This window comes from Paenibacillus sp. RC73, from assembly GCF_044908085.1.
GTDB lineage: Bacteria > Bacillota > Bacilli > Paenibacillales > Paenibacillaceae > Paenibacillus > Paenibacillus terrae_A.
Genome location: NZ_JBIYCV010000001.1, coordinates 79,749 through 100,956 on the forward strand (window position 1 = coordinate 79,749; position 21,208 = coordinate 100,956).

The window sequence follows — 21,208 nt, forward strand, 5'->3', positions numbered from 1 at the left end:
TCATTGTATCTAACAATCCGCCTAAATTCAAAGGGGTAGAAAACAATATCGTCAAACGCAAAAGAACCTCCACACCACGTTGTTGTGGTCGCGAAAGTTCTTGTTACGCTATTGCCAAGTTCTGTCCAGATTCGCCTGGATTTATCGTTTCTAGGCTTTGGGCTTTTCTGGTTTCCAGTTTTTAATCCCGTCATCCTCCAGAATACCAAGTGCTGCATCTGAGATATTAGGATCACGTAACAAAGCATCCTCGACTCTGAATTTGATATCGTCCGCATCTGCCAGTGTCATTCCCGGTGTGAGCTCGATCAGCCCTTCTACGTGATAGTAGCGTCCCTCCTGCAAAATACGCATTTGGTAAATATCCGTCACATGCGTATCTGCAAGAATAATGGATGCCACGCGTTCTTCGATATCAGGGGGAGCAGATACTCCAATCAAGCCCACCATATTGTCGTAGCCAACCCGAAACGCAACGCCTACCATAAGACAACCGATGAGAATACTCGATATCCCGTCCAGCAGCTTAAAATCTGTCAACGAGGTAACCACAACCGCCAGCAAAGCAAGCACACCACCCGTTGTTGCTACCAAATCCTCATAAAACACCAGACGAGTTGGCGGCGCAGCACGTCCCACATGACGAAACGCAGAGGTAAAAATGCCAAAACCCTTCGCCTCCACTCTGGATTCATGCAGCACTTCCTTCATCGCTTTGCTCCATACAAACCCGTCAACCACCAGAGACAAAATCAGGACCACCACATTAATCCAAAATCCATGTGTGGATTCAGCCGGATGCTGCAACAAATGGATGCCTTCCAATGCGGTTTCATAGGCCATGATCGTCACGACAATAACCGCGACCATACAAAACAGGTTAATTACCCGTCCAAAGCCGGTAGGAAAGCGTTTTGTCGGCTTTTTCTCTGCCAGCACACTGCCCGCGAATACAAACACCTGGTTCACCGCATCTGCAATCGAATGCATCATGGTGGCAAACATGGAACCGCTGCCTGTCAAGGCAAAAGCAATCCCCTTAATTATCGCAATACCGGTATTACCCAGTGCCGCCGAGCCTGAGGACTTGTTCCCCTTTTTCACCAGACTCCAAAATGAATCTTTTTTCTGCTGCTCATCCATCCTGTAGCTTTCCTCCTGAGGTATACATAATCTGATATCGCCACATTATGTAATCTTTTGTTATGTATTATTTTTAGCCCGTCCATATTTTACCTAACCATTCGGGGAGAAGCAATACAAACAGCGATTTAAATGCCATAAAAAAAGAATGCTCCACGTCATCCTGTGACGCGAAGCATTCCCTGTTCACCCCTCTGTGATACATTGCATCAGGTTAAGAACACGGATAACCTGATTACCAGCTGGCTTTCGTAACGCCTGGGATTTGGCCTTTATGAGCCAGCTCGCGGAACGCGATACGGGACAGCTTGAATTTGCGCAGGTATCCTCTCGGTCTGCCTGTCAGCTCGCAACGACTTTTCAGGCGAGTCGGGGAAGAATCACGCGGAAGCTTTTGCAATGCTTCGTAGTCCCCTTTTGCTTTCAATTCACGTCTCAGATCTGCATATTTAACTACGATTTCCTGACGTTTCTTCTCTTTAACCACTTTCGACTTCTTAGCCATGTAAAGCTCCTCCTTGTTATATATGCCAATCATGAAGGCTCTCCACCCTTACCACTGGATGGACGAACACGGAAATGGACATGATTTTCATTTAAATAGTAATAATTACGATTAATATTTAATATAGCGCTATTTTAGATGGGTTGTCAACCCAAGCGGCTTGGATCACAACATTAAAAAGCCGCTGAAACAACAGAACCGATTCATTGTGATGTACGGTCTGCCGTTTCAACGGCTTCAAAATTTACTGGCTTAGTTCTGTTCATTCAGCCAAATGGCAAGCCACCCAGTGATCTGGACGAGCCTCACGATAGAGTGGAATTTCTTTGGAGCAGCGGTCAATAGCAAAGGGACAGCGAGTATGGAATTTGCAGCCGGAAGGTGGATTAACCGGGCTTGGAATATCCCCTTTGAGCAAAATCCGCTCTCTTTTCAGCTTCGGCACCGGGATCGGTACCGCCGACAGCAACGCCTTCGTATATGGATGAAGCGGATTCCCGAACAGCTCGTCACGCGAAGCGGTTTCGACCATGGAGCCTAAATACATCACTCCTATGCGGGAACACAGATGCTCCACCACGCTTAAATCATGCGAGATGAACAAATACGTCAGCCCCCGCTCGGCCTGCAATTTGGAGAACAGGTTAATAATCTGCGCCTGAATGGACACGTCCAGCGCCGACACCGGCTCATCTGCAATGATCAGATCCGGCTGGAGCGCCAGCGCCCGGGCAATGCCTATCCGTTGGCGCTGACCACCCGAAAATTCATGCGGAAAACGGTCGATATGATACTCCGACAATCCGCACAGCTTGAGCACGTCCAGTACAATCTGCCGGACCTGCTCTTTCGTCGCTATCCCGTGATCCAGCAGCGCCTCCCCAATGGCATCTCCGATGCGCACACGTGGGTTCAGTGAACTGTACGGGTCCTGAAAGATCAGCTGGATTTTAGGGCGGAGCTCCTGCATCCCTTTGGCGGACAGGCTGTGCAGGTCCACTCCTTTGTATTTAATGGTGCCGTCCGTCTTGTCCGTCAATCTGACAATCGTGCGGCCTACCGTGCTTTTGCCGCTTCCCGATTCGCCCACCAGACCGAAGGTTTCCCCCTGACGGATCGTAAAGCTGATATCGTCCACCGCCCGCACATACCCCGTTGTACGGTTCATAAACCCGGACTTGACCGGAAAATACGTTTTTAAGCGGTCGATTTCCAGCAATGGCTCAGCCATGAACAACCGCCTCCTCATATAACCAGCAGGATGCCTTTTGTTGTGCTGAAACTTCTTTTAATACAGGCTCCTTCACTTGGCAGATATCCATGCAATGCCCGCAGCGGTCATGAAAATAGCAGGATGTTGTCAGCTCCAGTGGATTAGGCACTTGTCCAGGGATGGAGTACAGTTCCTTTTGACGCTGATTTAGCACCGGCTTGGATTTTAGCAATCCTTGCGTGTAAGGATGCTTGGGATGATTAAATAGCTGTACCACTTCGCCTTCCTCGACAATCTTGCCTGCGTACATCACAATGACGTAATCTGCCATTTCCGCAACAACGCCCAGATCATGGGTGATCAGCATCAGCGACATATTGGATTGCGCCTTGAATTCACGCAGCATGTCGAGAATTTGCGCCTGTATCGTTACGTCCAGCGCCGTCGTCGGCTCATCAGCAATGAGTAGCTTGGGTCCGCAGGAAACGGCAATGGCAATCATGATGCGCTGTAGCATTCCACCGCTCAGCTCATGCGGATAGCTTTTCATAATCTGCTCAGGTCGGGAAATGCCTACCTGTGCGATTAGCTCCAGCGCCCGCTTGTGCGCTTCCTTGCGGCCCATTTTCAAATGCTCGACTAGCGGCTCGGATAACTGTTCCCCAATGGTCATGACCGGATTCAGCGATGACATCGGCTCCTGAAAAATCATAGATATCTCATGACCGCGAATCGTGCGCATCTCATTTCTGCTAAGCCCCAGCAGATCGGTATCCTCAAAACGGATGCTTCCGCCTGCCACTTTACCGCCGGGGCTCTGGATCAGGCCCATGATTGACATCGCAGTGATGCTTTTGCCACAGCCTGATTCGCCGACAATACATACCGTCTCCCCCAACTTCACACGGAAGCTGACATCATCCACCGCCTTGACCGTGCCTTCTTCTGTATAAAAATGAGTGCTTAAATGCTCAATCGAAAGTACATTGTTCATGGTGTATGATCACCTACCTCTTATGTTTCGGGTCAAGTACGTCCCGCAGTCCGTCACCAAAAATATTAATGGCGATGACCGTAGCAAAAATGGAAAGGCCAGGCGGTATCCACATCCACGGACGCTGCTGAAAATCCAGCACATTGTTGGCCGCATCAATCATGTTGCCCCAAGTCGGTGTTGTAGGTAGCACGCCAAGGCCGAAGAAACTAAGTACAGATTCACTCAGGATAGCTCCGCCAATGTTCAAAGTGGCGATAACAATCAGCAACGGCATAATATTAGGAAATAGATGCTTGAACAGCTTGCGTCGATTCGACAGTCCCAGCACTGTTGCAGCCTGCATAAATTCACGCTCCCGCAAACTAAGCATCTGACCTCTCACCATCCGCGCGATCCCTGGCCAATTGACCAGACTAAGCATCAGCATAACGATATACATACGTTGATCCGGGGGAACCTTCCAGTCGGACAGTAGCGCGCCCATAATGAACAGCAGCGGCAAACTCGGAACGGTCAGCAACAAATCAGCGATACGCATAATGATCTGATCCGCAATCCCGCGAAAATACGCCGATATAACGCCCAGCGTAGCTCCCAAAAAGACAGACAACACCATAGATGCCAATCCCACAGTGAGGGAAATTTGGCCTGCCTGCATCACACGGGTCAGCACATCCCGTCCCAGTTTGTCTGTTCCCAGCCAGTGATGGATGTTCGGTGCCTTGTTCATCATCAATATATTCGTTTTGTTATCAGCATAGGGAGAAAATAACGGACCAATAAAACAGATCAAAAACATAAATACAACGACGAGTAGCCCGGCCATAGCCAGCTTGTTTCTGAACAGCTGCCGCAGCGCCTGCCGCCACATTGAAGATTTTGCAGCTATTCGCAGCTTGCCGCTACTTTTGCTCAAATTGCTGCTAACGGATGACATTCCATAGCCCCCTCCTTATACCTTCACACGCGGGTCCGCGATACGATACAGAATATCGGACAGCAGCGTCCCAATGACGCTCAAGATGGCAATCAGCATCGTAAAGCCCATGAGCAGAGGGTAATCCCGAAGCGAAAAGGATAGCATGTACAGCTGACCAATTCCCGGCCAGTTGAAAATCTTTTCAATAATAAGCGATCCGCCAAACAATGCAGGCAATTCGAAGCCAATCAACGTAATTGCAGGCAGCAACGCATTTCTCAAAGCGTGCGTAAAGAGTACCTTTCTTTCCTTTAAGCCCTTCGCGCGGGCCGTACGGATATAGTCCTGCTGGATCACGTCGATCATATTGCTGCGGAAGTAACGGGTCAGTGAACCCAGTCCCAGCAGCGTCATGACGGTCACTGGCAGGATCATATGCTGAAGGACCTCCTTCACATACTCCATACCCGTAGCGTTACTGCCCGTATTGAGCATGCCGCCCGGTGGCAGCCATTTGAGATCGACTGCTGCAACTTTGATCAGATACAGCCCGATAAAAAAAGATGGAACAGACATCGCGGCAAAAATCACCACCATGACGAGGGTATCGAACCACGAATACTGCTTATAAGCAGCAACCACACCAATAATGACAGCAATCACCCACGTCAGGAAGGTCGATACAATCGCTAGTAAAAACGAGTTCCAGATATATTCATTAAACAAGGTCAGCACTGGCTTTTGCTGGGCAAGTGAATAACCAAAATTGCCATGCAGCGCATTCCACAGCCAGCTTCCGTAGCGTTCCAGAATGGGCTTGTTCAGTCCGTATATTTCCCTCAGCTCCGCCTTCCTCTCTGGCGACAGCTTGAGATCGCCGCTGATGAAATCCCCCGGTGTCATGGCGTACAGAAAAAAAATCATCATCGAAGCGGCCAATAAAATAATGATCATATACGTCAGTCTTTTCGTTAAAAACGAGCTCATGACAGACTCCTTTCATTTCACCCCATTTGGGAGGCCCCTTGATCGGAACTGACGATTCTTCACAAGGGGCCCGCAAGCATGGCTTTATTTAAGGGACCATTCAAACAGATTGCCGGACAAGCCAATGAACGGACTGACCTTTACATGTTCCATGCGGCCATTGTAGGCATATACTGTTTTCTTATAGTTCGTGAAAATGACGGGCAGCTCATCGTTAAGCAGTAAGTACAGTTCTTTATATATTTTTTTGCGTTCCTCAATATTCGTCGTGGATAAGCCTTTTTCATACAGCTCTTTTACCTTCGGATTGTTATACCCCTTGATTTCCCCATCGACGAATTGCTCGATTCCATCAGATGGGTCAGTCAGCATCGGAGTGGAGAAGGAAGCCATATCGTAATCCTTACCATCTACCTTGGCGACCATCGCATTAAAGTCTGCGAAAATTTCTGGTTGGAAATCAACGCCAATCTCCTTGTAATTTTCAGCCGCAAGCGCAATAAATGTGTCTGTTTCCGGGCGTTTGGAGGTCAGCATGTGAATGGTCAGCTTCTGACCATTTTTCTCACGGATACCGTCACTGCCTGCTACCCAGCCCGCCTCATCCAGCAGCTTTTTCGCTTTTTCCGGGTCATAATTGTACGGGTTTACCCCGTCTGTCGTATAGGACCAGAAAATTGGAGAAGACGGAATGTTAGCCACCGCTCCTGCTCCCTGCGCTGCATCTACATAAATGGTTTTGCGATCCAGACCATAAGTCAACGCCTGACGAACCTTCTTATCCTTAAGCTTTTCATTCTCCAGATTTAATTGAATATATCCGTAAGTGCTTGGGGTATAAGGCAAAATGTTTAAAAAGCCAAGCCCTTTCAGTTTATCAATGTTCTCCTGAGTCGCGGTGAATTGGGCAAAGTCGGTATCGCCTGTCTCAATAAACTGCCAAGCATCGCCTTCCGCGGTTTTGTAGATAAAATGCTGTGTTTTCGGTTTGCCTTTGAAGAAGTTATCATTGGCTTCCAGACGGACCTCTTGCCCCGGAATGAACTTTTCCAACTTGTAAGCGCCGTTACCCAAAGGACTACCATGCAGATTTTTAAAGTAATCCAGTTGTCCAAACTTATAATCCTTGCCGTAGTAGGCTTTGGACAAGACATCGGAGCCCAGAGTTGTCAACGCCAGCGCGTTTGGCTTCTCCAGCGTTACCGAGATCGTTTGCGGATCAATGACCTTGATCCCGTCAATTTGTTTCGATTTGCCCTCGGTATAGGCCTTGCCGCCTTTAATATTCAATTTGCGGATTGGACTATCTCCAGCATAGGCTTTGTCATAAATCAGCGTCCATGTAAAACCGACATCCTCTGCCGTCAGAGGGGAACCGTCGCTGAATTTCGTATCGGGAACCAAATGAAACGTGTACGTCAGATTATCCTTGGAGATATCCCAGCTCTTAGCAAGATTCGGCAGCGGAAGCCCCCTCTCATCTACCGTAACCAGTGGAGTCCACAACTGCGAAATCACGTTGCCATCATAGCCACTTTGGTTGAAATAGGGAGTGAACACCCCTGCCGGGTCGGTCAGACCGACAATTATCGTGTCGTTTCTCTTTTTGGACACATCCGGCAGCTTGGTCAAATCCGATGCTTCTACCAGACTTGTCAAAGGCTGCGCAGTAGCAGCCGTCTGTGCAGCATCATTACCCTGCGGAGTGGCGCTGTTAGCGCTGTCCGATCCACCGCTAGAGCAAGCCGCTAATAAGGTTGAACTTAATAGTAGTAAACTGCTTAGTAGAATGATTCCTTTTTTCAAAATAATCCCCCCGCGTTAATTAGTTAAATTCCGATCAAACAAGTTGTAATTAGTAAGATAAATCTCATTATAGGAATCTAATACGGTTCTGTAAAGGGAGAACTCGCTTTTTTTTGGTTTTAGACAAAAAAAAGCGTCGAATCGTTTTCATAAAGAAAATCGACCCGACGCAAACCTTAACTTTTACTTGACTAAAGAGATGTCAAAAGCCACCAAGTATGAATTATCGTGCATGTTGCTGCTGAAGCTCCTGAATACCTGAGTATATCATAGCGAGCAAGTCCTCCCATTGGTCGGCTTCTATACAGGGAATAGCTAATCTGAGATCCGTATCATTTAGCGCAATAGTCCCTACCCCGTAGGCATCTAGTAGGTGGACACGCAGCAATTCCGGATGTACGGTTTTGAGCTTGAGACATACAAAGTAACCTGAATTAAACGGGTATGGCTCCCAGGCATCATGATATTTCCCACTCTCCAGCACCGCCATAGCCTTATGCGCACGTTCTTTGATGATCTGAGTCTTTTCGCTTTTCTGCACCTCATAATCCGGGGATTGCAGCGCATGCAGAACAAAGCTCTGCGATGGATGCGGACTGCTCGAAATGGTAGAACGGATCATTCCCAGTGCCTTTTGCTCCAGTGCCTCCAGCACCTGTTCATTATCCGCACCAAAGGTCAGAAATCCGACGCGCAGACCCGTAACGTATTCTTCCTTAGTGGCTCCATCGATGCGAATGGGCAAAATACGGCTGTGGACACCAACCAGACGGGCAAATAACAATTCCCGCAGCGAGGACCCATAAAACAAGCCAAAATAAGCATCATCCACCAGAACTACGATATGGATTCCAGCCTCTGCCCCCTCAAGAAGAGCGCCGATAATCTGCTCCCCTTCCTCTATGCCGGAAGTGTAGCCTGTCGGATTGTTAGGGAAATTCAGCACAACAATGGCCTTCCCCGCATCCTTCTGTTGTAAAATGGCTTGACGCAGCCCTTCCACATTATATTGGTGCTGCTCATTGAAAGGGCATATTCCACCATGCGGCTTTCTCGTCTGACACCAAACGTAATCTCGTAGTTTTCCCAGATTTGATCTGGTACGATGACAGGATCATCCGTTCCGGCGAACAAATCTGCCACGATACTCAGACCGTGCGTCAACCCCGTTGTCACAATCGGTGTCCCGACCTTTTTGCCCCCCAGCGACGGGTTTTCACGAAACATTTTTTCCCGCCAAAGCCTGCGCAGCTCCGGTTTGCCCGCCGTAGGGGCATATTCATAAATATCCTTGGGCGCATAATGGCTGAGTGTATCCTGAATGACCTTGAGATGCATGGGCTGCCCATTTTCGACGGCTGTCCCTAATGTGGCGTTATATTTATGCGCTTTGGCTTTGGCTTCGCCGGACTGACTCAGAATCCCCTCCTTAACATAGTAAATCTGTCTTCCCAAACGGGACAACATATCATATACATGCTTGTTTTCAGCAAGCAGCACTTCATTTAGCTGTTGGGCGATTGTATTCATCGGGTTCATCCTCTCTCATTCATATTCAACTTCATTCCTTCAAGCCGCTGCCTGATATGCCGGATACAAAAAAGCGCTGCAACGGCAAAATGGCGATCACCGGAATGACAACAGCGATCATAGAAGCAGCGAACAGCTAATTCCAATATGTTCCAAACTCAGTTGTAAAATCACTCAAGGCGACCTGTATCACCTTGTACTGGTCTGAGCGCGTAGCAATCAGCGGCCACATAAAGGACTCCCACTGATGCACAAAAATGAGCAGCCCTGCACTGAGCGTGACAGGCTTGCAGAGCGGCATAATGATCTTCGTATAAATGCGGAACCAGGAGGCTCCATCCAGACGGGCCGCTTCCGTTAGTGAAGGAGACAGCTCCATAAAAAACTGCCTGTACAGAAAAATAACCAATCCGTTCTCAATCCCCGGTACGATGATGGCGGTATAGGAGTCCATCCAGCCCAGTTGATCCACCAGACTGTATAGGGGAATGGCAATCATTTCGAACGGAATCATAAACGTGATGAGCACCAGCACAAACATTGCATTTTCCCCTCTAAACTGGAAGAAAGCAAAGGCAAAGGCTGCCATCGAGCCTACTAGTAACCCGAATAGCATCTCGGCCATTGCGGTAAAGAAGCTGTTAAACAGCGTTCGCCCAAACCCTCTTTCGGTAAACAGGCTCACATAAGCTTCACCTGTAACATGAGTAGGAATAAACGTCCTCCAGGTAATTGGAGAGATGAACTTGAATATATCGTCCAGCGGCCGGAACGAGGACACGAATGCAAATGCAAGGGGCAGCAATACGAGCGTGGAGAATTTCGGATTGAATCAAAAAAACGCCGGATCATCTGGATTCCATCTCCAGGCGACCGGCGTCTATTCGTTTAAAGTATTAAAGTCCTGCCAGTTGGCGCAGCTTAATTACGCTCCATATAGCCAAGGATGCTGCTATGCATTTCATTCACAGCCGAAAGCCGTGCGCTGTAACCGAGCAATGTTTCGCCATCAAAATGAGCATGGATGAAACCAGAGGCACGAAGCTTGAAAATATGATCGTGCGTGATGCCCTTCGATAGCTGAAGGTGACGGACAATTTCAATAAAGGTGCGCGGTGTCTGGCTTTGGTACAAATATTTTAAAATCTTAAGCCTGCTTTTCTCCCCCAAGCTCCGGATCATCCGGTATTCCTGTGGGGATAAAAAGTCGTCTTCCTGAAAATAAATTCCCGCCGAATAATGACACAACAGAAGCGATCCAAACCGATAAATGATATTAAGCGGCTGAAAATGGTATTGCGGTACCAGCAGTACCCGCGTCAGCCCATCGGAAGGCTCAAACCGGAAGCCATTGGTTATACGATCCACCCATTCCATAGTGCTATAGGTACCCTTCTCCTTATTTCTCTGCTCGGCTTCCTGTCCCAGCCCAATCAGAATGTTAGCGTCCGCATAGCGAAAGTATTCCTCATACCAACCAGATAGCAACCGTAAAGCAAGACTGCGAAGCTTCTCCATATCGTCAAGCAACGGAATACCGTAGGCTAATGCCTGTTCATTTAGCTCCAGCGCTGTCCGGCTCTCCAGACGATCTACAACCTCGTCAATGCCCCCTTCATCGGAAAGCATACAGACGATCCCGTATATGACCTTCCAATCTGCATTGATTTCCATAGATCCCAGCAGCCCGGACAGATCTGGAGACAGCTTGTCACGCACCTGCTCGGCCCACGCGGATGACAAATCCGTCTTCTTGTATGCCTTGCGGCAAATAAAGGTATGCAAACTGCTCAGCAGTTCAAACACCGGTCCAAATCCCATATGTACATCGTAAGGGGCTTTCACGTCGTAGGTCATCGCTTTCCGTCCTCTTTTCATTCATGTCTGACGTTCATTATACATATTATTGTACATCCGTTCATTCCCAGTGATCCTTGCATACAAATATGAACGAAACAAGCGCCATAATCAAGATACAAAAAAAGCCTGATAGGATCAGACTCCAGTTGTTCCAGCTATGAATTATAAAAAGGCTGTCTCCCGCAATATCGCAAGAGACAACCTTATTTAGCATAAGCCGAACTTTATTGAGTTATTTATTGATAGCTGCTACTTTCCACTCCAGAATTCCGGTAGATGCGGAACCTTTGGATACCATTTCAATTCTTAATTTCGTTGTTTTTACAGGCGTAAAAGTGGTCGTATTATATTGATCTACCACAGTTCCCAATCCTTTGGCCTGCTTGATATTAGACCAGCCTTGACCGTTCCAATACTTAATCTTGTAAGACTTGGGAACATCAATGCCAGCGCCATCTTTGAACCAATAGACATCCGTTTGAGATACCGTATGTTCTTGATCAAAATCGTATTGAACCCATTGCGTTCCCGTTTCAGGCCAGTTGCCATACACGGCATGACTTCTATCGTTGGAATTGGCAGGTTCAAATCCATCATTTAGCGCGCTTATATTTTCCCAGGATGAAGTATAAGAGCTGCTAGCTGTTGCCGCAGGCGCAATGTTCACGATTTCATTAGGATCTGTTTCAATTGGACCCTCGTCGTCTTTAGTCGTGGTTGGGAAACGAGACGTATCCTTTTTGATTTGACTCCAGGTATAACGCAGCATCCAAACATCCCAGTCGGTGATATGATCGGAATTTCCAGCCCACATAATCGTGTTTGTTGGGAAGCCACCCGGTGGACGCTCGTGTTCTTCATAGAAATCGTTTAATCCAAAGCCATGTCCAATCTCATGTTCAGTAATCTCAATCTCATCAGCGTTCACCGTACTCAGAACGTATTCATCATTCATACGCTGTCCCCAGTCGCCGCCGGCTCCCCCACCGAAATTTTCTGTAGCCCAAAGATACATATCAAAGCGTTTATCCAATCCACCCGGATACGAATAGTTGGGGTCTGAAAAATGCTCAAATCTGGATATTTCATTAGGCGCAACGGGAAGTGCAGCAGGAATTCCTGGTTGTTCAGAAGCTAATCCATCTGCAATAGTATCCGTATAAACAACCTCATCAGGCTGCTTGTCCAGCAGCAGTGAAGGATTAGCAACAGCCCAGCCTACCACTTTAACTTTAATATCCTTATAGGGCCATCCATCATATCCCTGGAGATGCTCCGTCCAATGATTCATCTGACGATCTAGCATTCTAGCAATATCTTGACGCTGTTGAAGCGTAACTGGCTTAGAAGATTGCCAACGCACTACATAATTTAGAGTTCCTTTTCCCGCAAAAATTTGATCAAAAATCAAATTTTTGCGGTTAGTCGAGCCTTCAGTCAGCATTCTATTCTTCCAAACCCACTCCACCGATGATTTGAGATAAGCTGGCATGTCCGCCAATGTCGTATTACTTGTTGCCGCAACCACGGCACTCCCATTCATATGCGCATCCGCTGATACAAAACTAGCATTTCCCATCAGTAATGAACTAGCAATCACCACAGAAAAAGAAGCCGCCATCATTCCTTTTTTCTTCAACATTCGTTTCCCCTCCATAATTAATTCAAAATATTACTTATTGATTAGCTGCTACTTTCCACTCTAAAATTCCCGTGGATGCAGAACCTTTGGATACCATTTCAATTCTTAATTTCGTTGTTTTTACAGGCGTAAAAGTGGTGGTATTATATTGATCTGCCGCAGTACCCAATCCTTTGGCCTGCTTGACATTAGACCAGCCTTGACCGTTCCAATACTTAATCTTGTAAGACTTGGGAACATCGATGCCGGAGCCATCCTTGAACCAATATATATCCATTTGAGATACCGTATGTTCTTGATCAAAATCATATTGAACCCATTGTGTTCCCACCTCAGGCCAGTTTCCGTACACAGCATGACTTCGGTCATTGGAGCTGGTTGGATCAAAGCCGTCATTGAGTGCGCTCACATTTTCCCAAGGTGAAGTATAAGAAGTGCTGGCCGTTGCAGCAGGCCCAATGTTCACGATTTCATCGGGTGATGTTTCGATAGGACCCTCGTCACCTTTAGTCGTGTTTGGGAAACGAGACGTATCTTTTTTGAGCTGACTCCAGGTATACCGCAGCATCCAAATATCCCAGTCGGTGATATGATCGGAATCACCAGCCCACATAATGGTGTTCGTTGGGAAGCCGCCCGGTGGACGCTCGTGTTCTTCATAAAAATCAGTTAAGCCAAAACCATGTCCAATTTCATGTTCCGTGATTTCGATCTCGTCCAAATTCAATGTGCTAAAAAGGTAATCATCATTCACACGTTGACCCCAATCCTGACCGGTTCCTCCTACAAAATTTTCGGTAACCCACAAATACATATCAAAGTGTTTATCATATCCACCAGGATAAGAATAGCGTGGATCCCAATAATGCTCATATCTGGACAAAGCTTCAGGCGCAACCGGGAGTACAGCAGGAATTTCCGGTTTTTCGGAAGCTAACTCGTCTGTAGTCGTATCCGTATAAACGACCTCGTCAGGTTGCTTGTCCAGTAATAGTGAAGGATCAGCAACGGCCCAGCCTACTACTTTTACTTTAATATCCTGATAGGGCCAGCCATCATATCCTTTGAGGTGCTCCGTCCAATGATTCATCTGACGACCTAGCATTCTGGCAATATCTTGACGTTGTTGTAGCGTAACGGGTTTAGAAGATTGCCAGCGTACGACGTAATTCAATGTACCCTTTCCCGCATGGATTTGATCAAAAATCGTGTTGTTACGAGCCGTCGAGCCTTCGGTCAACATTCTATTCTTCCAAACCCATTCCACAGATGATTTGAGATAAGCAGGCATATCAGCCAATGTCGAATCACCCGTTGCTGCAACCGCTACACTCCCATTTTCTGAAGAAGCCGCAGACATGATCGTAGCATTTCCCATCAGCAATGAACTGGCGATCACCGCTGAAAAAGAAGCCATCATCATGCCTTTTCTATTCAACATACATATACCTCCATAACTCTTTAATATAATTACGGTAGTTCTCCTGAAACGATTAATTCAATCACCTCTTTTTCGTGTTTATGTATTGATCTATGAGATCAACGATAATCTATCAATCCTCCTTGTCGTTTTTTGTAAATAATCACAAATCATATTATCACTGGATTATTGCATCGTCAATATTTTCCTTAATGAATTAAATTAGGTATTTTGAGATCATATTGGAACGAATTCGCCCCTTCATGTGCAAAAAACTGGTATTTTGTGAAATGAAAAAACCGCTTCTCCACTAAAATCAATTCCATCACAGAATTTGATTTTGGAAGAAACGGTCCTATTCATCAGCTTTTTTTGCACTATTCTACGTATCTTTTATCGGGTAGGAAAACGAGAGGTATCCTTCTTGACCTGGCTCCAGGTATAACGCAACATCCAGGTATCCCACTCTGTTATCTTGGAAGAATTTCCGGCCCACATAATAGTTGGTGTAGGGAATCCACCAGGCGGACGATCATTTTCTTCATAGAAATCAGGCAAGCCGAATCCATGCCCCATCTCATGCTCCGTAATATGAACTTCATCAGAGTTCAGGGTGCTCAGGATATAATCATCGGGCATGCGTTGTCCCCAGTCACCACCGGCTCCACCTTGAAAATTGGCTGTCCCCCATAAATACATATCAAACCGCTTGTCCAACCCCCCCGGATAAGCATAGTTTGGATCTGTAAAATGCTCAAATCTGGAAAGCGCATCAGGAGCAACTGGAAGTTTAGCAGGGATATTCGGGTTCGTTTTGCTTAAATCATCTGTAATCGTGTCAGTGTAAACGATTTCACTTGATTGTTTGTTAAGAATCTGAGACGGATTTGCAACGGCCCAGCCTACTATTTTTACTGTAATATTGTCATAAGGCCAGCCATCATACCCTTTCAACTGCTTATTCCAATTATTGACTTGGCGGCTCAGCATGGAAGCCATATCCTTACGTTGCTGAAGCGTGAGATTTTTGGTAGATTGCCAGCGCACCACATAATTTAGCGTCCCTTTTCCTGCATATATTTGATCAAAAATCAAATTTTTACGGTTGGTCGAGCCTTCTTTGACGATTCTATTCTTCCAAACCCATTCTACGGATGGCTTAAATTTTGCAGGTATATCCGTAGCAGCCAAGCTAACACTCGTGGACTCTATTTCAGAAGTGCTTTCCAAATTAGAGGCTACTGCACCAACATTAGCCCCGCCAACCAGTAAAGAAGCAGCCACTACCAATGAAAAAGAAGCCATGATCATTCCTTTTTTCTTCGGCATTTCTTTAACCTCCATATCATTTTATTTGATTGTTGTATTCATAAAATAGCAATCGAAATCTCTTATCTCTCCCCCCTTTCTTTTGTTTTGAAAAAAATTACAATTTTATATTATCATTAGGATGATATACCGTCAATATTTTCCTTTATAATTTAGAAAAAGGTAATTCTTTTGATCGTTTGACAAATTAAAAACCCCTTCTCTACATAAGAAGGGGTCTAGCATTGAAAGAGTAGACTCACACCTCTACTCTATGGATACTAATGCCGATTCTGCCAGTGAAGCCAGCAGCTTCGCCGTTCCCGGCAACGCGCGTTCGTCCAGATCGAAGGCTGGATGATGCCATTCCTGACTCCCCGAAGTGCCGACAAAGACGAACACACCGGGGATGCTCTTCTGATAAAGCCCGAAATCCTCGCTCGCCGAGGAAGGCACGGGGCGAACGACCTCCAGACCGGCCGCTTGGGCCGCTTGCTCCGCGATGACGGCCAGCTTGCCGTCATTCAGTACAGGTGGCGGTCCTTCGATCCAGCGGATATTCGCTTTTGTGCCAAAAGCATCGGCCACGCCCTTTACGACCTGCTCGAAGCGTTCAGCCACCTGTGCGCGCACGTTCTCGTCGAACGTCCGGATCGTGCCGTCCAGATGGGCACGGTCCGGAATGATGTTCCAGGCGTTGCCGCTGTGCAGCTTCGTCACGCTAATCACCGCGCTGTCCAGCGGGTTGACGCTCCGGCTTACGATGGATTGCAGCGCCGTGATAATGTGCGACGACACGACGATCGGGTCAATCCCTGCTTGCGGCACCGCCGCATGCGTGCTCAGGCCCTCTACCTCGATGTAAAAGCCGTCTGCCGCCGCCATCAGCGGGCCTTCCTTAATGCCGACCGTCCCTACAGGCAGGTCCGGCTTGTTATGCAGGCCGAATATAGCTTGCACATCTGCCAGCACACCGCTGTCCAGCACTTGGGCTGCGCCCTTGGCCTTTTCCTCCGCTGGCTGAAACACAAGGCGAACCGTGCCTTTCAACTCCTGCTCCCGCTCTTTTAACAATACGGCAGCTCCGAAGAGGGATGCCGTATGAAAATCATGCCCACAGGCATGCATCTTGCCCGGATGCAGTGAAGCATAGGGCAAGCCTGTCTCCTCCTGAATCGGCAACGCATCAATGTCCGCGCGAAGTGCCACAATCGGCCCCTCCTGCTGCCCGCCGATTTCCGCCACCAGTCCGGTGCGCAGCGGCACATCAAGAATGGTTATGTTCTGTTCTTCCAACAGACGACGGATATAGGCGGTAGTTTCAACCTCCTCGTTAGACAGCTCGGGATTCTGGTGAAGATGGCGACGAATGTCTACCAGCTTCTGCTCCAAAACCTGCTCCTTCGTCCCGGTTGATCCACTCATCCCTATTCCTCCTTCGTAAATCCAAAATGGTTACAACTTTCTCAAGCCAACAACACCTAGGACTGTACAGGCAGACCAGCAAAAGCTTCATGCAGCAGCTCAAATGAGCGGACGCGCTTTCCGATATCCCGTATTCCTGTCGTTACGATCAGCTCATCAGCCTGATATTTAGCTTGAATTTCCGTCAAAGTAGCATAGATTTCCTCTTTATTTCCCTTGTTAATTTGCGCTTGTGTAACTTCAATCGTATATTCTTCACCCGATTGCTTACCGAACTCCTCTGCACTTTCCAGCGTGCCCACCGTAGCCGTTTTGCCACTGGCCAGATGAATTTTGTACAGCTTGTGCTCACCTGCCAACTCCGCAGCTTCCTCGGAAGTATCCGCTACGATGACCGCCAGCGCAAAAAGTGCCTTCGGCTCACGTCCATGACTATAGTCAAAGGACTCCCGATACGTGCGGAATGCATCCAGTGCAACCTGTTCGTTACTGTTGATAAATTGCGAGAAGACGTAGGGCAACCCGGAACGTGCAGCAATTCCAGCACTGTCTGTACTTGTACCCAAAACGTAAATATCCGCTGGTGTTTCCGGAATCGGATTAGCCTGTAGCCCTGCTAGCGGTCCCTCTTCGGACAGAATATTATGAATATAGCTGCTCACTTCATCAATCTTTTCTTCAAGAGAAGGCGCATCATGCACGTTGCGTTGTAACGCCTGTGTGGATTTCGGTAGACCGCCCGGCGCACGTCCAATGCCCAAATCTACGCGACCCGGTGCAAGAGACGCCAGTACATTGAAATTTTCGGCCACTTTATAAGAACTATAATGCTGAAGCATAACTCCGCCAGAACCGATTTTAATACGCTCGGTGCGTGCCAGCAGATGAGAAATGAGTACCTCCGGCGAAGAGCCTGCAACCTGCTCGGAATCATGATGCTCCGATACCCAAAAGCGTGAAAATCCCAGCTCATCTATACGCTGCGCCAGCTTAATCGTGTTTCGAAGCGCCTGTGCCGCCGTTTCCCCCTCGTGTATAGGGCTTTGATCCAATACTCCGATTTTAATACTCATGTCTCCCTCTCCCGTCTAAATTGAATAGTTATATTCCGGTGTAATCCGTTTCAGAAATTGCTTCGTGCGTTCCTCTTGGGGACGATTGAAAATGTCGTCCGGGCTGCCTTCTTCGATAATGTGGCCATCATCCATAAATACCACGTGATTGGAAACATCCCGCGCAAAGCCCATCTCATGCGTGACGACAATCATCGTAATGCCTTCCTTCGCGATCTTGCGAATAACTGACAGCACCTCTCCCACCAGTTCAGGATCTAGCGCCGAGGTCGGCTCATCGAACAAAATCACTTCCGGGTTCAGCGCCAATGCACGCGCAATACCGACACGCTGCTGCTGCCCGCCGGATAGCTGACTCGGATAATGATTCAGTTTTTCGCTCAGACCGACCTTTTCGAGCACTTCGATACTGATCTTCTTCGCTTCCTCCTGCTTCACCTTGCGGACGACGACAAGCCCTTCCATCACGTTTTCCAACGCCGTTTTATGCTTGAACAGATTGTATTGCTGGAAGACCATGGCCGTTTTTTGGCGTAGAGCCAAAACATCTTTCTTCGCAGGTCGCTTGCAGTTTACCGTAAAATCTCCAATGCTGACCTCCCCGTCATTCGGCTTTTCCAGATAATTGATGCAGCGCAGCAACGTCGTTTTCCCCGAGCCGCTCGGTCCGAGAATGACAACGACCTCTCCCTTATTCACAGTTAAATCAATGCCTTTGAGCACCTCGTGCTTGCCGAACGATTTCGTTATATTTTGCAGACGGATCATGATGCTCTACCCCCATTAAACACATTGATTTTTTTCTCCACCAAGCCGGAAATTCGTTCAATCAGCACCGTCAAACCCCAGAAAATCAGTGCTGCCGCGATATAAACCTCCAGGTACTTCCAGTTTGTAGATGCTAAAATTTCAGCCTGAGCCTGGATTTCCGTGACGGAAACTGTAAAGGCCAGCGTAGAGCCATGAAGCATCCCAATAACAGAATTCGTCAGGTTCGGCAGACTGACCACGAACGCCTGTGGAAACACGATACGCCGCAGCACCTGCCACGTCGTCATCCCGACTGCATAGGCTGCTTCGATTTGCCCCCGGTTTACGGATTGAATCCCGGAACGGACCACCTCGGACATATACGCGCCACTTGTAATCGAGAACGAAATGAGTGCAAATACCATATAGGGAACATCTTTAGAATGAAACGACCAGCCAAAATGCCTGGCTCCCGCATCAATGAACAAAGGTAAACTGAAATAAATAAGCAGCAAATGCATCAGCATCGGCGTACCACGGATAAAGGTAACGTAGCCATGGGAAATCTGGGACAACACAGGCACCTTATAAATTCGGGCCAGAGCCGTTATAATTCCGATGACCAGTCCCGCCAGTACGGAGACCACCGTAATGATTAACGTGTTGGGCAACGCCGAGAACAACCCCAGAAAGGCCGTATATATAAATCCAAAATCCAGACTCATATGCTCTTGCCTCCTTTACTAAGACGGGGGTTCAGATAACGCACCACAAAACTTTTTCGTTTCTTGGGCTCGCTTTGGACTGTGTCCCGATGCTCATGCTTGAGAAGCGTATTTTCCAGTACCTTGAACAGTTTTTGCAAAATCAGGCTGACCACCAGATAAATAAGAGACAACGCGATATAGGTTTCAACAAAATGCTGGGTAGCCGCACCCAGTGTCTGCGATTTCCCCGTCATCTCCATAGCTCCGATGGTAAACGCCAGCGAAGTATCCTTCAGATTGCCGATCACCAGATTGGAGAATACCGGAACCACAACTGCCAGCGCTTGCGGCAATATGATACGTGTAAAAGTCTGATAGCCTGACATGCCGACCGACTGTGCTGCCTCGATTTGTCCCCGATCTACCGCCTCTACACCCGATCGGATAATCTCGGAAATAAAGGCCCCGCTGTTTAGCGCATAGGTCGCTACGGCAAACCACAACACATCCCATCTGGAGGAATTGATATTCACCAGCTTCAGCAGCTCAGGCAAGCCGTAATACACCAGAAAGAGCTGGATCAGAATAGGTGTTCCACGAAAAAATGAAACATACACCTGAGAGACACGTTTGAGAAAAGGAATATTATACATACGAGGCAGCGCAACCAGCAGGCCGATGATTAGTCCTAACAAAAGCGAGCTAGCCACAATAAACAATGTGATGTGTAAATAAGACAGCATTTTCGGGATAAAGCTAAAAACATAATCGATATTAAACTCTCTGCTCATATGCCTGCCTCCTTTCCTATACATCAGCGGTCAGAATACACGGGGTACCCTGACCGCTGAAATATTCAAGCTTATCCTATTTCTTGCTGCTTGCGCCTTCTTTTTTCACATCATCCAGAGACTTCGTGAAATCTTCTCCAAGCCATTTGATGCTCAGCTTCGACAATGTACCGTCGTCCTTCACTTCCTGAATAGCTTTATCCAGATCATCTGCCAATCCTTGCTCATTTTTGTTCAGTACATACAATACATCCGATTGAGTCAAAGGATCACCGACGGTTTTCAGGGCTACTTCTCCTTTTTCATCGGTGTTAAAGCGGTTCGCAAAGTCTGTCGTAATGGTAGCATCTATACGGCCGCTCGTAATCTGTTGCACCGTATCATTGGCTGCACCGCTTGTATAAACAATGTTCAGGGCATCCCCGTGTGTTTTGTTGTATTCCTTCAATACATATGCCGCATTACTGGTCGGACTGGTAAGTATCTTTTTGCCTTTCAGATCATCAATCGATTGAATGGTATTGTTATCCTTCGCTACAGCGACTCTGTTCAGGAAAATACTGTACGGATTTTTGTTGAACAGATACTTCTCTTCACGCTCCGGGTTTTTTTCCATTTGATGCGATACCAGATCAATTTTACCGGCATCCAGACTCAGCAGCAGATTGCCGAAGTCCATCGTTTTGAATTCAAATTCGTATTGAGGCAGGCGCTTGTCCAGCTCCTTAATCAGCTCAACGTCAAAGCCTGTTAAATTTCCATTTTCGTCAATAAAGCATACATTTTTAAATTGAGTGCCTGTACCTACAATAATTTTTTTCACGTCTCCGTTCGAACCGGACGCGCCAGACGCGTTAGACGCATTATCAGAGGAGCCGCAGCCTGCCAACACCAGAATAATCGCCATAACGGATAACATTGCAAACCACTTTTTCATATGAATCCCCCTCGTCTCTTTGTATATCAGCAGTTTGCGACATACATGGCAGCTGCCACATTAATTAATTAATTAATTAATAATTCCTATGAGTTTAATCGGTTTTAGGATGTGACTAATTTAACACCTGCGCTCATTTACGTCAATCCACCAGGCAATAGAACATTTCTATAACACCATTGAAAAATCAAAAGC

General features: G+C 47.3%; 18 protein-coding genes and 1 pseudogene. All 19 read right to left on the minus strand.

Translation table 11 applies throughout. The features are described 5' to 3' along the window. Positions 1 to 150: 150 nt before the first annotated feature. The 19 genes and pseudogenes from ABH897_RS00375 to ABH897_RS00465 all read right to left on the minus strand — a co-directional run bounded on the left by ABH897_RS00375 (position 151) and on the right by ABH897_RS00465 (position 21,013). Positions 151 to 1,143 carry a cation diffusion facilitator family transporter gene (locus ABH897_RS00375; protein ID WP_283655780.1) on the minus strand — a complete coding sequence of 331 codons (993 nt, stop codon included), beginning with the start codon at positions 1,141 to 1,143 and terminating at the stop codon, positions 151 to 153. Between the two features lie 235 nt (positions 1,144 to 1,378). Next, positions 1,379 to 1,648, minus strand: a complete 270-nt coding sequence (gene rpsN / locus ABH897_RS00380; RefSeq protein WP_404519138.1) for a 30S ribosomal protein S14 — start codon at positions 1,646 to 1,648, stop codon at positions 1,379 to 1,381. 262 nt (positions 1,649 to 1,910) lie between these two features. Then, a complete protein-coding gene (locus ABH897_RS00385; protein WP_283655779.1) occupies positions 1,911 to 2,879 on the minus strand; it encodes an ABC transporter ATP-binding protein in 969 nt (322 codons plus the stop codon). Further along, complete coding sequence (locus ABH897_RS00390; RefSeq protein ID WP_283655778.1) at positions 2,872 to 3,855, minus strand: ABC transporter ATP-binding protein; 984 nt, start codon at positions 3,853 to 3,855, stop codon at positions 2,872 to 2,874. The genes ABH897_RS00385 and ABH897_RS00390 overlap by 8 nt, the downstream gene beginning before the upstream one ends. Positions 3,856 to 3,868: 13 nt before the next feature. Beyond that, entirely contained in the window at positions 3,869 to 4,795 is a 927-nt protein-coding gene (gene opp4C / locus ABH897_RS00395; RefSeq protein WP_283657855.1) for an oligopeptide ABC transporter permease, read from the minus strand. Positions 4,796 to 4,810: 15 nt separating this feature from the next. Then, positions 4,811 to 5,764: an ABC transporter permease gene (locus ABH897_RS00400; protein WP_044645538.1), complete on the minus strand. Its 954-nt coding sequence runs from the start codon at positions 5,762 to 5,764 to the stop codon at positions 4,811 to 4,813. Between the two features lie 84 nt (positions 5,765 to 5,848). After that, the gene (locus ABH897_RS00405) at positions 5,849 to 7,570 is read right to left on the minus strand and encodes an ABC transporter substrate-binding protein (protein ID WP_404519140.1); all 1,722 of its coding nucleotides are present in this window, start codon (positions 7,568 to 7,570) and stop codon (positions 5,849 to 5,851) included. A 223-nt stretch (positions 7,571 to 7,793) separates the two neighbouring features. After that, positions 7,794 to 9,100: pseudogene (locus ABH897_RS00410) on the minus strand (aminotransferase class I/II-fold pyridoxal phosphate-dependent enzyme). Between the two features lie 136 nt (positions 9,101 to 9,236). After that, a complete protein-coding gene (locus tag ABH897_RS00415) occupies positions 9,237 to 9,881 on the minus strand; it encodes a carbohydrate ABC transporter permease (protein ID WP_404590913.1) in 645 nt (214 codons plus the stop codon). A 140-nt stretch (positions 9,882 to 10,021) separates the two neighbouring features. Next, positions 10,022 to 10,957 (minus strand): winged helix-turn-helix domain-containing protein, encoded by a 936-nt coding sequence (locus ABH897_RS00420; RefSeq protein WP_283655775.1) that lies wholly within the window; start codon positions 10,955 to 10,957, stop codon positions 10,022 to 10,024. Between the two features lie 235 nt (positions 10,958 to 11,192). Then, complete coding sequence (locus tag ABH897_RS00425) at positions 11,193 to 12,602, minus strand: discoidin domain-containing protein (RefSeq protein WP_404580049.1); 1,410 nt, start codon at positions 12,600 to 12,602, stop codon at positions 11,193 to 11,195. Between the two features lie 34 nt (positions 12,603 to 12,636). Next, positions 12,637 to 14,043, minus strand: a complete 1,407-nt coding sequence (locus ABH897_RS00430; protein WP_404590915.1) for a discoidin domain-containing protein — start codon at positions 14,041 to 14,043, stop codon at positions 12,637 to 12,639. A 372-nt stretch (positions 14,044 to 14,415) separates the two neighbouring features. Continuing rightward, complete coding sequence (locus ABH897_RS00435; RefSeq protein ID WP_404519148.1) at positions 14,416 to 15,351, minus strand: dockerin; 936 nt, start codon at positions 15,349 to 15,351, stop codon at positions 14,416 to 14,418. Between the two features lie 246 nt (positions 15,352 to 15,597). Continuing rightward, a complete protein-coding gene (locus tag ABH897_RS00440) occupies positions 15,598 to 16,755 on the minus strand; it encodes an amidohydrolase (protein WP_283655768.1) in 1,158 nt (385 codons plus the stop codon). Between the two features lie 56 nt (positions 16,756 to 16,811). Then, on the minus strand, positions 16,812 to 17,828 hold the full coding sequence (locus ABH897_RS00445; protein ID WP_283655767.1) for an LLM class flavin-dependent oxidoreductase: 1,017 nt from the start codon (positions 17,826 to 17,828) through the stop codon (positions 16,812 to 16,814). A gap of 15 nt (positions 17,829 to 17,843) precedes the next feature. Further along, entirely contained in the window at positions 17,844 to 18,596 is a 753-nt protein-coding gene (locus ABH897_RS00450) for an amino acid ABC transporter ATP-binding protein (RefSeq protein WP_283655766.1), read from the minus strand. Continuing rightward, a complete protein-coding gene (locus ABH897_RS00455; protein ID WP_283655765.1) occupies positions 18,593 to 19,303 on the minus strand; it encodes an amino acid ABC transporter permease in 711 nt (236 codons plus the stop codon). The genes ABH897_RS00450 and ABH897_RS00455 overlap by 4 nt, the downstream gene beginning before the upstream one ends. Next, positions 19,300 to 20,076, minus strand: a complete 777-nt coding sequence (locus ABH897_RS00460) for an amino acid ABC transporter permease (protein WP_044645548.1) — start codon at positions 20,074 to 20,076, stop codon at positions 19,300 to 19,302. Before ABH897_RS00460 ends, ABH897_RS00455 begins: the two co-directional genes overlap by 4 nt. Positions 20,077 to 20,152: 76 nt before the next feature. Further along, complete coding sequence (locus ABH897_RS00465; RefSeq protein ID WP_404590918.1) at positions 20,153 to 21,013, minus strand: transporter substrate-binding domain-containing protein; 861 nt, start codon at positions 21,011 to 21,013, stop codon at positions 20,153 to 20,155. Positions 21,014 to 21,208 lie beyond the last annotated feature (195 nt).